Source organism: Gottfriedia sp. ABJ_BB2_2, from assembly GCF_055484705.1.
This window is the reverse complement of sequence record NZ_JBVFKR010000005.1, coordinates 32,110-46,408: the sequence shown is the minus strand read 5'-3', so window position 1 is coordinate 46,408 and position 14,299 is coordinate 32,110. Positions and strand designations below refer to the sequence as shown.

Below are 14,299 nucleotides of genomic sequence, written 5' to 3'. Positions count from 1 at the left end.
AACCTATGTAAAGACAAGAATAAACAAAATCCCCCCGTTGTAGAATGCATTTGTTAATTTTATAATTTAATTGTTAGAAAATTCTTAACAAAGAAAACGGAGGATTTACTATGAAAAAAAATTTTATTGCAGGTACTTTAACAGCTGCTTTGAGTGCTGTTACCATCTTTAGTAGCCTAAACGTTGGACAAGCTCAAGAGGTGGATAAGAACTATGTAGTTGTCTTTAAATCAGAAACGAACCTTCCTTCTAACTATTTAGAAGTAATTAAAAGTGCCGGTGGTAAAGTAACAAAGTCATTAACAAAACTAGGGGTTATTAATGTCAAATCAGATAATCCAAGTTTCTTGGCTGAAATTCAAAAAAGCTCATCTGTTTTAGATGCAGGCGTTGAAAATACGATATATCCTGAAGCACCAGTTGATGTTGATGTTCTTCATGAAGACTTTACTGCCACTGCTGCAAATGATTTATATAACAAATATCAATGGGACATTAAACAAGTAACAAATAATGGCGCCTCCTGGAATATGGAAGGTGGAACAGGAAAATCAACAAACGGTAAGGATGTTGTAGTAGCAGTAGTCGATACCGGTATTGACTATACTCATCCTGATATTAAAAATAACTACGCTTATGGAAAGTCTTTCGTTCCTGGTATTACAAGTGCAATGGATGAAGATGGACATGGAACCCATGTTGCAGGATCTATCGCCGGTAATGGAAGAGTACTGGGTATCGGGCCACAATTAAAGGTCGCTGCATATCGTGTATTTGGTCCTGATGGTGGAGCAGCTACATCTGATATTGCTAATGCCTTAATGACAGCAGCAGATGACAATGTTGATGTTGTGAACATGTCACTTGGTGGATATGATTGGTTCCAAAATCCTGAATACGCGACAAAAGACATCGTTGCCGATGTTCGTCTCTTCAACCGTGCTATTCAATATGCAATTAAGAAAGGGGTTACTGTAGTTGGTTCTGCAGGAAATGCTGGTGTGGATATATCCAGCCCTGGTAAGCTTTCCGGGGATGATAATGGAGCTACACACAGAAGCCCTAGTAGCCAAACGTTAATTCGTGTAGCCGCTGGTGGGCAAGAGAAGAATTTAACTTATTATTCGAATTATGGAGTAGGAAAAATTGATGTGATTGCTCCAGGTGGTGATTATGGTACGGCTTGGTTAGCTACTGGTGACAAATCACTTAGAGATACGTATAAATTGTGTTTATCAACTGTTCCTGGTGGGTATGCTTTTTATGCGGGTACATCCATGGCTGCCCCTAAAACTGCTGGTCTTGCTGGGGTAATCATCGCAAAATATGGTAAGGACGTTCTTTCTCCTTCTCAAGTAAAACATATTATTCAAAGTTCAGCAGATGACTGGTTCAAACCTGGGTATGATGGTGAATCAGGTTTTGGATCAATTAATGCTGTAGGTGCTTTAAAATAGTTCAGCTGTATTCTTTCCAATTAACTTATTAAAAAAAAATATAACGTTCTTTTAATCTTTCGTTATTTAAGCAATTAATAAATAAAAAGGATCTGAATTCAGATCCTTTTTGCTTATTTCATTAATGAAATATATTACTTAATCTTCTTTGATTGGGACCCTTGTTTTTATATCCCATTGAAATAAAGTTAACTATATGCTAACTCTTTTTCAGTTAGACCAAGCGCCTTAGCAGTAGTCGTATGAATGTCTTGTATTAATTCTGGATGATCCATAAGTGAAACTCCGTACGAAGGAATCATTTCTTTTATTTTAGCTTCCCACTCTTTTATTTGTTCTGGGAAGCATTTTTCTAATACTTCAAGCATTACATGAACGGCAGTAGAAGCTCCTGGCGAAGCACCAAGTAATGCAGCTATTGATCCATCAGCAGCGCTAATTACTTCCGTACCAAATTGAAGTGTTCCTTTACCGCCCGCCTCAGTATCCTTAATAACCTGTACGCGTTGACCTGCTACTACTATATCCCAATCTTCAAGTTGAGCATTTGGAATAAATTCTCGTAATTCTTCCAAACGTTTTTCATTTGATAACAAAACTTGCTGAATTAAATATTTCGTCAATGACATTTCTTTAACTCCAGCTGCCAACATAGTGAAGAGATTATTCGGTTTTACTGAACCGATCAAATCTAAATTTGAACCTGTTTTTAAAAACTTTGGTGAGAAGCCAGCAAAAGGGCCAAACAGCAATGTTTTTTTATTGTCGATGTATCTCGTATCAAGATGTGGAACAGACATTGGAGGAGCTCCAACTTTAGCTTTACCGTACACTTTTGCATGGTGTTGCTCGACAACCTCCGGATTGTTACATACCATAAATAGTCCGCTTACCGGGAAGCCTCCAACATGTTTTGATTCAGGAATACCAGTCTTTTGAAGTAAAGGTAGACTTCCGCCACCGCCACCGATAAAGACGAATTTAGCAGTATGGTATACAGTCTTACCCGCTTCCATATCATGCACTTTTAGTTCCCATGAACCATCCTTAGTTTGTTTAAGATCCCTAACTTCATGCTGATAGTTTAACTCAACATTTTTACTTTCTAAGTGATCAAATAACATACGTGTTAATGCTCCAAAGTTAACATCCGTACCAGAGTCGATTTTTGTTGCCGCGATCGGCTCATTTGAAATGCGCCCTTCCATAATCAATGGAATCCATTCCTTCAGCTTTTCTGGGTCATCTGAAAATTCCATTCCTTGAAATAAAGGGTTATTTGATAGCGCTTTAAAACGTTTTTTCAAAAACGAAACATTTTCTTCTCCATGAACTAGACTCATGTGAGGTATTGGCATTATAAAGTCCTGTGGATTACGAATTAGATTACTGTTTACTAGATAAGACCAAAATTGTCTTGAAAGTTGAAACTGTTCATTTATTTGTAAGGCTTTACTAATATCTATAGACCCGTCAGATTTCTCGGATGTATAGTTAAGCTCACAAAGTGCAGCATGGCCCGTCCCCGCATTATTCCATTCATTAGAGCTTTCTTCTCCAGCGTTTGCAAGTTTCTCAAACACTTTGATTTCCCATTCCGGTACTAGCTCCTTCAGTAATGACCCTAATGTCGCGCTCATAACTCCTGCACCAATTAAGATAACGTCAGTTTTTTCCTGTCTGTTTATCATTTTACCCACCCTTATCCCCCTATATTTGAAATAAAGAGTAGGTGCACCTACCATGATGTCACAAAAAAACAAGGTGCCATCAAGGAACACACCACTTCCTATTCCAATTATAACTTATTAAATAGTATAACACTATTAAAATAAAACTCATAATAGTATAACACTATTAATTTTTATACTTACTAACCATTTATTTCTATTTTCCTTATACTAAAATATCTACTATTATCAGATAATTATATACTATTTACAGCCGGTAAAAAAGTGAGAATCTTCTAATAGGCCCTTAGAATAAACAAAAATATCCTTAATTAAGCATTTTACATGGGAATAAGCCTTTAATTACCATTTATCATTTTTCTGACACCTTATTTTTTTGCAATTATTTTTTGTACATTTACTCACTTGTTAATCTGCAGTAATTATTTTTTACTAGGTTAATTCTTATAAATTTCTATAGAATGTGTTAGTTGATTTTAACTCCAGCTGCTCCCTTTACGTGGGGCAAGCTGAGTCTCCTGGGTCCGCACGATGTGATTATGCATGTGTTACGGACAGGACGTCGTGAAAATAGTATCCTACCTTACTTGACCTGCGGGGTTTTAAGCCTTCCTGTATCTTCTACAGGAGTCTCGCACCTTCCGTTATGATCGACTTCTGTTTATATCAGTATAAACCCAATAGACAACAACAATATTTTGAAAAGATTCCAGACAAAAAACCATATCAAAAATGATATGGTTCTCTTTTATATTTATTCCTAGTTGATGGATATGACAAATCATTTGGTCTCCTACCATTACCCTTCCATAACAAGCACTAGTTACTCATTACTTTGGTATTTGGGCATGCTAATCATTGCCTTAAATAAATCTCCATCAACTTGTATGATAAATTGCCCTTTTTGTATATCAATCAAGCTTTTAGCAATGGAAAGACCTAGTCCACTTCCTTGACTATTTCTTGATTCATCGCCTCTTTTAAAACGTTCCATTAATTCATCCGCTGAAATATTTAACTCATAGGCAGAAATATTTTTAAATGTTAGTAGGATTTCATTTCCTTTATCTTCAATATCGATGTAAACCCTTGATCCTCTGAGAGCATATTTGAATATATTTGATAATAGATTCTCAACGGATCTCCACAATAATTTCCCATCTGCTGAAATATATAGTCTATCGTCAGGGTGATTTATTTTAAATGTTAAATCTAAAGCCTCAATTTTGGCATTCACTTCACCCAGACCTTGGGTTAGTAATGATAAGATATCTATACGTTCTAAATGGACGGGAATCGTTCCGCTGGTAGCCTTAGCGGCTTCAAATAAATCATCTGTTAGAACCTTTAAACGTTTTGATTTTTGATCCAAAACCTCAACATACTCTTCTATTTTTGTTAGATCCTTTTCCTTTTTCAATAGATCTACATAAGTAATGATTGACGTTAGTGGTGTTCTTATGTCGTGTGATACATTCGTAATTAGTTCTGTTTTCAACCGCTCATTCTTTAATTCACTATCTACTGCCTTTTTTAAGCCATCAGTAATGCTGTTTATATTATCGGAAAGTCGTGCAAACTCTCCTTTTCCTTCTACGATGATACGATGTTGAATATCCCCTTCTTTTATTTTCTCTACACCTTCTTTTATCGCATTAAATTTTTTGATTCGTTTATATGCAAACCAAGCTGCAAAGCCCAAAGTTATTGGAAAGATAAAAAATGTTAACGCGACTAAGATTGGATAACCTATTACAATTAGTACAGTCTTTACACCAGTGCTTCCGCTATTATATACATTTCTAATAAATGCACAAAGCTTACTTATTAATAGATAAATGAATGTATGTTTTAATAAGGTTCCATTTTTAATATGCTTTACAATTGATAAAATTAGCAGTAGTCCTAAAATAGCAAACGGAATCGTAAATAAAACTGTCATTTTGTTAATTGTTTCAAGGGTGAGACCATCCACCAAAGCCACCCAAGATATAGTCAGACCAAATAATAGTACTACTTTTACATCATTAAATAATGTATCTAATTTATTGAAGTGTAGTTCATTATCCTTAAATGAATTTCTACCAATAATCAATACTAAAAACACAAATGAAACTATAAACCCTATTAAGCTCCCAATAAAAAGATAGAACTCTTTCGTTGCAATTTCCTTATTTTCTTCCCATTCTTTTATTTTAAGATTTAAAATCTCATGCGGGAAAGCTACATAAACTTTTGTATTTTTCGGGTTTAATTGATCTGTACTGCTTGTAATCAATTGAAGATGTTCGTTCTTTTTAACCTTTTCAGGATAAATAGTAGTTTTATAACCATCAAATAGTAAAGATGAAGGATAATTTCGTAAATCCTCTGTTTTCGAGCTATTTTTATATTCGTTAACACCGTCACCTCCGTAATATAATAATTCATTATGCTGATCTAAATTTTGAATCAATAAATGATATTCCTTTACATCATTCATGATCAGTTTTTTCTTTTCCTGACTAATTTCTTCCGCGTACTCTTCTTGAAATGTTTGGAGATTTTTCTCATGGCTTAAGCTTGGATCATATCTTTTGGATCGTTCTACAAATTCAGGATATAAATCGTCTTCAATGTTTCTGATGTCCTCTTTGCTTATTGTTCCACCCTTTAAGATATTTTCCTCATTCTTATACACTCCCACTAATTGCGTTAGGCTACTGACAACCGTTTCGACTTCTTGTATAAAGGATTGACTAAGGAAGTAGTCCTGTTCAAAAATAATTCCAAAATCATCATCAACTTGAACTGCTACAACTGAAATTGACTTAACAATGCCCGAAAAAAATAAAACGGCTATTATAAAAACAATGATTTTTGTTGTTAATAAGTGGCTATATTTTTTCAACTTTATATCCAACTCCCCACACCACTTTCAAATATTTAGGTTCTTTCGGATTGATTTCTATCTTCTCTCTAATTTTGCGTATATGTACCGTTACTGTATTTTCCGGATTAAACGCCGCTTCGTTCCAAACTCTTTCATAAATTTCTTCGATTGAAAATACCCTACCAGCATTCTCAGTCAAAAGCTTCACAATCTTATATTGAACTGGAGTAAGGTGAACGACCTCCCCATCAACAGTGATTGTTTTACTTTCATCATCGATCACAAGTCCACCACTTCGATAAACATTGCTTTTGGCCTCAAGGCTCCCAAATGTCGTATATCTTCGAAGCTGAGATTTAACCCTCGCTATTAGCTCTAAAGGATTAAAAGGCTTCGTTATATAATCATCTGCTCCTAAATTTAAGCCTAAAATTTTATCCGAATCCTCAGACTTAGCAGAAAGCATAATCACAGGTACCTTATTATTTTCTCTAATCTTCATCGTTGCCCTTATTCCATCTAGCTTCGGCATCATAATATCCATAATAATCAGATGAATCTCCTGATTTTCAATAACCTCTAAAGCTTCTTCTCCGTTATAAGCCTTAAATATGCTATATCCTTCATTTTCTAAATAAATGCAAATTGCTTCTACAATCGATGTATCATCATCACAAACTAAAATGTTCATGTAAATTCTCTCCTATGTATGTATTTCAACATGAAACCACCCCTTTATTTTTGAAGTTAACAGGATGATATCAAGAAAATATTAAAAACCACCTAACACAAATCTTAAGATTTTCTTAGGATTAATAAAAACAGCCAGCTTTTTAGGCTGGCTTGTTAAGGTCATTCTATTTTATTGGTATAGAAGATGCAATACGATATTAGGTAGAAAACAACTCTTATACCTTTATTCTCATAACTAACGCTTACTTTTTTCCTTAATTGGCACCCAAACTTCACTATATACATTTTCATAAGTACCATCATGCTTTGTAAAAGAAATTCCAGGTAGGTCAACTATTTCATAACCTGAAGATGGCAACCACTCCGAATATATTTTAGCAGTCGTTTCTTGAAGGGTTGCAGGAAATGGTCCTTGATTAGGGAAAATTGCCCATAAACTTTCTTCAATAGAAAGTTGTTCCAAATCAGCAAATTGATTTACTTTTGTTGTTGCAAAACCAATCATATGAGTTAGGTAACCTTTTTCTTCTAAATAATCATCATCAAAATCATAAGATACATTCAAGACTTGATGAGGATATAAATCAGCTAATTGATGCATCTCATTTCTTTGTTGTTCGGTAATTGACTTGGCTAGTTCTAAAATTGCATTATTGACACCTTCAAATTGTATTGGCACCCTTTTCGAAACTCCAACTATACTAAATTTCTCTTTCTTTTCAATTTTGAATTCCATGGAAATTCCTCCCCTTATATCAATAAAGAATGAAAATTTGGGAAATGATTTTTGAATTTTATTTTTCGTTACTTCTGAAGGTAAGAAGCCGCACCATTCACGAAAGGCTCTTGAAAATCCCTCAATTGAATTGTAGCCATATTTATAGGCAACATCTGTAACCTTCGCACCATTTATTAATTCAACATTTGCTACTGATAATCTCCTGTTTTTGATATACTCACTCAATGACATTCCTGCCATATACGAAAACATTCTTTTAAAATGATAATCAGATAGCCCAACTATTTTTGATATTTCTTCTCCGGATATTTCTTCCGTTAAATTATGATCGATGTAATCCATTAATTGGTTGAATTCCTGCAACATTTCATTTCCCTCCTTTACAGTTACATCATATTGTAACCATTGATTTTTCACTCGATATTTTATATACGGATTATATCGGATTAAGATGAAAAACAGCTTAGAAATACTCTAAGCTGCTTTCGTGTTCATTTTTATCCTTTTTTAAATAACCTGTGTATTAGCTAACATCTAACTTCTAGCGATTGATCATTTACTTATGGTACGGTTCATTCCTATTAATTCGATAAGCTCTATAAATCTGTTCCACCAAAATTAACTTCATTAATTGATGTGGAAATGTCATTTTTGAAAATGATAGTGTATCATCCGCTCTTTTCATGACTGCATCGCTTAAGCCCAATGAACCTCCAATTACAAATGCTACCTTGCTGTTTCCGTATGTCGCTAATTGATCTATTTTTTTTGCTAGCGATTCTGACGTATGCTCTTTTCCTTTTATCGCAAGTGCAATTACATATGAATCATCAGATATTTTGCTAAGTATTCTTTCGCCTTCTTTTTCTTTTACAATTAACATGTCTGCATCACTTAAGTTCTCTGGTGCTTTTTCATCCGGCACTTCGATTATATCCATTTTTGCATAACTAGATAATCGCTTTATGTACTCATCTATCCCCATTTTTAAATATTTCTCTTTTAATTTTCCAACACTAATAATTGAGATATTCACATTATATCCTCACTTTACAAACAAGTTATACACAAAAGTTATCCACATACCCACAATTTCTATCCACATTTAGTGGGGGAATCTATGTTCGATACAATATATATGGCATCATTTTGACAATATTCACAGGTTGTGGATATATTTTGCGTTTTTTCGACTTTATTCAACAATGGCGTTTCACTATACTTATCCACAAAATCATCTAGTGCCCATTCAACATGTTCATCACAACTTACTATTACTTTTTCCATTTATGTTCATCTCCTTAATTTTTTACAAAAAAAATAAGGGAAAGTAAACTCTCCCCTGAAGTATACGTTCATATTATACATACACTATATCTGTTGGTTTTTGAGGGTCTGTATGATGTAGCGCAAACTGCGTTCCAACTTCAAATCCTTTTCCCTCTAATGTTTGTGTAACAGACATTTTGGCAAGCTCTTTCATGTTATTATCTTGGCTTAAATGCGCAAGATAAATACGTTGTGTTTTGTCTCCAATAACGTCAGCCATTGCTAATGCAGCATCCTCATTAGATACATGCCCCATATCGCTTAAGATACGTCGTTTAATACTCCATGGATATTTCCCCATTCTTAGCATTTCTACATCATGATTACTCTCAAAAATGTACATATCTGCATTGGAAATAATTCCTTTCATACGATCACTTACATATCCTGTATCCGTTATTGTTACAAATTTCTTTCCATTATGATGAAATACGTAAAACATTGGTTCGGCAGCATCATGCGATACACCAAATGATTCGACTTCTAAATCCCCAAATTGATGTGTCGTTTCCATATTAAAAATGAACTTTTGCTCAGTTGGAATTTCTCCAATTAGGTGGTTCATTGCTTTCCATGTTTTTTCATTTGCATAAATTGGGACTTGGTATCTTCTTGCGAGAACACCAAGCCCTTTAATATGATCGCTATGCTCATGAGTAACAAGTATGCCAGAGACTTCTTTAATATCCCTATTAATATCCTTAAACAACGACTCCATCGCCTTACCGCTTAGCCCGGCATCAACTAAAAGCTTTGTTTTCTCCGTCCCAACGTACAACGCATTTCCGGTACTTCCACTTGCAAGTACGCTAAAATGCAAACTCATACTGATTCACCACTCCACTGTATTTATTCTATCTTATTAACTTGTCCTTCTATTGCGTTTACAAAATAATCTCGATCCTCATTTACAACCAAATGCCAAGCTGGTGCTATGACTTTTACGCCAGTCGATAACGGAATTAATGTGTAATATCCAAAATCAACTTTTGTCACTCGATCATCTGGCTTTAACTCATCTTTTACATAAAGATTTTCGATTGCTTTAATCGCAGGAAGAACTTCTTGTACATCTTTTTTATCTACCATGTCTTTTAAATCTTCAATATAGCGTTGTCGATAAGAAACAATTTCGTCATTATCATTATACTTAATTTCTACAACAGAGCTATCAATATTATAAATGAGTCGATCTTTATAACTTTGACAGAAATAGAATGTTTTTGTACTTACATCCCTCTTGCAGAATCGATAATTATTTCCATTCCAAACATACTCTTTAACAAAATTCTCTAAGAAGAAAATTCTATTGGTTTCAGGGAGCTTTACCACGTCTTTTAATCGACTTTGAAGCACATCTTTATAAATTTCGATGTCCTGTCCTTTTTGCTTTGTAATTGTTTTATCAGAGAAAATTTTGCTATTGCCTACGATATAAGTCTCTTTCAAGGATTCTTTAGGTAAAGCAACATATGTGATGTCATTCGCCTTTAACTGGTCCTCAATCGTAGATTCCGCAATAACATCTATTTGGTAATTGCTTCTTTTTTGATAGTATTGAATTGCTAAAAACAAGTCTAACACTAAGAATGTTAAAATAAATATTGTTTTGATTCTACTCCAATCCAACAATATTCACCCCAATTCTGCTTAGCATATCTTGATCAATCTTTTTATAAGAATCTCCATAATGGATAATCCAAACAGGCTTTAATTCTACTGCCCGACTATAATAAGGTTGACTCATTGTCGTTTCTTTCTCACTATTAAAGATCGTTTCATATCCCAAACTAATATCTTTAATTAATGAATCATTAATGGATTTATTATTTTTAATGACTTCCATGATTTGTGAACCAGACATTAATTCAACTTCACTCTCGTTTTTCTCCATACGATAACCAAACTTGTATAACGGACGTTTAAATGTTTGAACATCGTCAGTTCCCAATTTTGTTGAAATCGTAGCATTTTTATAAACAGGTAGATTGTTTACATAAAATCTAAAGGATACTTCACTTTTATCTGGTTGAATATTCGTTAATATATAATGATCAGTCCAACCACCATGTTGATTAACAAATTCAAAGCTTCTTTCAACTAATGAACTTGGGCTTTGACTATTGTCCTCTGCCGTAGTTGGATTAACAAAAGTTAGCGAACGATTTAATTGTGATACTGTCATTAATCTTGTACCATCTGTAAATGTATCACCAGAGCTACTACTCTCTTTTCTAACTTTTGACGGATCGTAAAAAATTGCATCTTTTAACTTATCAATAGCAATGTCTGTAGTTAAATATTCAATCGTTTTTAATTTCACAGTTTTCTTAGGTAAATAAATAAACTTCCCAGAATCTAACTCAAATTTCGAGCATTCAATATAATGGTCATAGTTATTTTTTACTTTTTCAACCGCTGTAATTACTTCTGAATTATCGTAAATAGCTTCGTATATGACATTTAGTGACTCATTTGCAAAATAAATTTTTGTAGAATCATCTTGTTTAGTTGAAAGACTAATAATCATTCGATCAAAAAGAACATTTTGTAATCTTTTTGAATCTAAGTTTAATACCTTATTCAATGTTTCAATTGGAATTAGTGTAGGAAAAATGATTTCAACTTTATTTTTCCCTTTTGTAATCCTTTGATAATTTTCTAGAGACGTTTTACTAGTTATATTACTAAAACTAGATATTTCTGTTTTTTGTATTGCTCTAAATAACGGTAAAATATTATTTTGCTTTGTTGTTAGATAATGATTATTTGTTTCATGCACTACTAGTTCAGTTGGCACAACTACATCCTTAAATTGTTTCTTTGCACCAATTGAAACATTTTGTACATAATCATAATTAGAATTTTGCATAACATCGTAAGCTGGTTGATACGATAATAAGCTATATGAAAGAACCAAACTGATTGCAACTAAAGTTGATAATATAATTGATTTTATATGTTCACTTTTCATTCCCACTCATCCTCTTGGTCATCAGCTACCGGAAGCGTGAAATAAACTGTTGTACCCTTTCCTTCTTCACTTTTAGCCCAAATATGACCATCATGCGCATAAATCATCTCTTTTGCGATTGCTAGTCCAAGTCCTGTGCCTCCGACTTGTCTTGAACGAGCCTTATCTACTCGATAAAAACGATCAAATATTTTCGCTAAATTATCTTTAGGAATTCCCATACCTTCATCTGTAATACTTACAAGTATTTGATCCCTTGATTCTTTAATTCTAAAGGTAACTTTGCCACCTTCTGGAGAATACTTTAATGCATTTGAAATAATATTATCTAAAACCTGCGTGATCTTATCTTCATCAATAAAAACAAATCTTGTTTTATTTAAAAACTCTCTTTTAAATGTAACCTTTTGAGATTTACTCATTTCATGACGATCGATTATTCGATTAAATAGTTCGGTAAAGTTCACCCAATCCTTTAACAAACGATACTCTGTACTATCTAATTTAGATAGCTGCAATAAGTCGTTAACCAATCGAATCATTCTTTCTGTTTCATCTTGGGTAACTTGTAAAAATTTAGGTGCTATTTCTTTATTTTCCCAAGCTCCATCAGAAAGTGCTTCTAAATAACTTCTCATCGTCGTTAATGGTGTTCTTAATTCATGCGATACATTCGCTACGAATTCTCTACGTTCTTGCTCTATTTTTTCTTGTTCTGTTACATCATAAAGTACAGCTATCAATCCATTTACTTTTCCTGTATCCTTTTGGATTGTCGAAAAGCTAGAACGGATAATCATTGGTCGTTTATTTTCACTATAATCAAGCATGATTGAATCCGGCTCTTCATATAAGTCGTCTAATGTATGAACCTTTTCAATACCAAGTACTTCTAAAATCGACTGATTTAATACTGTTTCACGTGAAACATTCAACATCGCCTCAGCTGGATCATTTAATAGTATTATTTTTCCTCGACGGTCTGTTGCTATAACACCATCCGTCATATGTTCTAGTACAGATTGAAGTTTTCTTCTTTCACCTTCAGTAGACGCTCTAGCTTGTTGTAGGTTCCTTGATAGATTATTAAAAGATATCGTTAGCTCACCTATCTCGTCTTCACTATATGCCTTTAGCTTGCGAGAAAAATTACCTTTAGCCATTTCTTGAGCCTGTCTTCTGATTTCCGAAATTGGCTTCGTAATTGCTTTCGCCAACAGTATTCCGAGAATCGAGGTTATAGCAACTGCAATCAATGTTCCCGTAGAAAAAATGCGATTAATTAATTCCATCCTATCGTAAGTACTTTCCATTGAAGCACTTGTGTAGATAGCTGCAACAGTTTCGTCATTTTCAAATACTGGAATTACGATGATTCTCATTCGATGGCCATTCTTACGATCTAATAAAACCTTTTCAGTATTCGTACCAGCTAGTAGAGCCCTTTTAATTAATATATCAGTTGTTCGTTTTCCTATAATCGTCCGATTGTTGGAATCTGAAGTAGCGATTACCTCACTATTTTGGTTAACTACCCTTACATCAGTTATACCTATATTTTCACCAAAATCTGCAACGATCTTTTGAATTTTTTCTTTTACTTCTGGGTCATCCAGGGTTTTCTTTTTTTCGTACTCTATTTTAATATTATAGGCTAGCATATTCGCACGTTCGTTTATCGAATCTGAGAAGTTATTGACTAATTGCTTTTCAAGTTCTCTAGAAAAATAAACGCTGATTACTTGCATCGCAACTAATATAAGCAAGATATATACAAGCACAAATTTAAATACGATTGATTGAAATAAACCTACTTTATTTTTGGCTGCCATTAATCTTGCTCCGGATCACGTAAGTAGTAGCCTACTCCTCTTCTAGTTACAATAAATAATGGATAACTTGGATTATCCTCAATTTTTTCTCGAAGTCTTCTGATTGTTACGTCTACAGTTCGTACATCTCCGAAATAGTCATATCCCCAAACTGTTTGAAGTAAGTGTTCTCTTGTCATAACTTGACCGATATGCTTCGCTAAATAGTACAGTAATTCAAATTCACGATGAGTCAATTCTATTTTTTCTCCTCGTTTTGTTACGATGTACGCATTTGGATTAATCACAAGCGAACCGATTACGACTTCAACTGACTCTTCTTTTTCAGACGATGCACCAGTCTGATGTCTTCTTAAGTTAGCTTTTACTCTGGCAAGCAATTCCCTTGTACTAAATGGTTTCGTTACATAGTCATCTGCTCCCATTTCTAAACCTAATACTTTATCTAATTCAGAGTCTTTTGCTGTAATCATAATGATTGGCATTTCATGATTCTTACGGATTTCTCTACATACCTCTAATCCGTCTCTAATTGGTAACATAATATCTAATAAAACTAAATCAGGTAGAAACTCATCAACTTTTTGTAATGCTTCATCCCCGTCATACGCACAAACAATTTCAAAACCTTCTTTTTCAAGGTTAAATTTTAATATATCTGCAATTGGTTTTTCATCATCCACTATTAGTATTTTCTTATTCATTCCCCGCA

12 protein-coding genes are annotated in these 14,299 nt (G+C 33.8%); 1 reads left to right on the top strand and 11 read right to left on the bottom strand.

Annotated features, from left to right (window positions below; genetic code table 11):
• Positions 1–110: 110 nt before the first annotated feature.
• Positions 111–1,457: a S8 family serine peptidase gene (locus ACX6U0_RS12815; RefSeq protein WP_464960313.1), complete on the top strand. Its 1,347-nt coding sequence runs from the start codon at positions 111–113 to the stop codon at positions 1,455–1,457.
• Between the two features lie 188 nt (positions 1,458–1,645).
• On the opposite strand, the gene ACX6U0_RS12810 is transcribed toward ACX6U0_RS12815, so the two are convergent.
• From ACX6U0_RS12810 to yycF, 11 genes are all read right to left on the bottom strand, one after another.
• A complete protein-coding gene (locus ACX6U0_RS12810; protein WP_464960522.1) occupies positions 1,646–3,148 on the bottom strand; it encodes a malate:quinone oxidoreductase in 1,503 nt (500 codons plus the stop codon).
• 823 nt (positions 3,149–3,971) lie between these two features.
• Positions 3,972–6,038 (bottom strand): HAMP domain-containing sensor histidine kinase, encoded by a 2,067-nt coding sequence (locus ACX6U0_RS12805; protein ID WP_464960312.1) that lies wholly within the window; start codon positions 6,036–6,038, stop codon positions 3,972–3,974.
• Positions 6,025–6,711 carry a response regulator transcription factor gene (locus ACX6U0_RS12800; RefSeq protein WP_464960311.1) on the bottom strand — a complete coding sequence of 229 codons (687 nt, stop codon included), beginning with the start codon at positions 6,709–6,711 and terminating at the stop codon, positions 6,025–6,027. The genes ACX6U0_RS12805 and ACX6U0_RS12800 overlap by 14 nt, the downstream gene beginning before the upstream one ends.
• A 237-nt stretch (positions 6,712–6,948) precedes the next feature.
• Positions 6,949–7,818, bottom strand: a complete 870-nt coding sequence (locus ACX6U0_RS12795) for an AraC family transcriptional regulator (protein ID WP_464960310.1) — start codon at positions 7,816–7,818, stop codon at positions 6,949–6,951.
• A gap of 190 nt (positions 7,819–8,008) precedes the next feature.
• Positions 8,009–8,488 (bottom strand): 23S rRNA (pseudouridine(1915)-N(3))-methyltransferase RlmH, encoded by a 480-nt coding sequence (gene rlmH / locus ACX6U0_RS12790; RefSeq protein WP_464960309.1) that lies wholly within the window; start codon positions 8,486–8,488, stop codon positions 8,009–8,011.
• A 59-nt stretch (positions 8,489–8,547) separates the two neighbouring features.
• Positions 8,548–8,739, bottom strand: coding sequence for a CxxH/CxxC protein (locus tag ACX6U0_RS12785; RefSeq protein WP_088001616.1), 192 nt, complete (start codon positions 8,737–8,739; stop codon positions 8,548–8,550).
• 73 nt (positions 8,740–8,812) lie between these two features.
• The gene (locus ACX6U0_RS12780; RefSeq protein WP_464960308.1) at positions 8,813–9,607 is read right to left on the bottom strand and encodes an MBL fold metallo-hydrolase; all 795 of its coding nucleotides are present in this window, start codon (positions 9,605–9,607) and stop codon (positions 8,813–8,815) included.
• A 23-nt stretch (positions 9,608–9,630) separates the two neighbouring features.
• The gene (locus ACX6U0_RS12775; RefSeq protein WP_464960307.1) at positions 9,631–10,410 is read right to left on the bottom strand and encodes a two-component system regulatory protein YycI; all 780 of its coding nucleotides are present in this window, start codon (positions 10,408–10,410) and stop codon (positions 9,631–9,633) included.
• Positions 10,397–11,755, bottom strand: coding sequence for a YycH family regulatory protein (locus ACX6U0_RS12770; protein ID WP_464960306.1), 1,359 nt, complete (start codon positions 11,753–11,755; stop codon positions 10,397–10,399). The genes ACX6U0_RS12775 and ACX6U0_RS12770 overlap by 14 nt, the downstream gene beginning before the upstream one ends.
• Positions 11,752–13,587, bottom strand: coding sequence for a cell wall metabolism sensor histidine kinase WalK (gene walK / locus ACX6U0_RS12765; protein WP_464960305.1), 1,836 nt, complete (start codon positions 13,585–13,587; stop codon positions 11,752–11,754). The genes ACX6U0_RS12770 and walK overlap by 4 nt, the downstream gene beginning before the upstream one ends.
• Complete coding sequence (yycF, locus tag ACX6U0_RS12760; protein WP_088001626.1) at positions 13,587–14,291, bottom strand: response regulator YycF; 705 nt, start codon at positions 14,289–14,291, stop codon at positions 13,587–13,589. Before yycF ends, walK begins: the two co-directional genes overlap by 1 nt.
• Positions 14,292–14,299 lie beyond the last annotated feature (8 nt).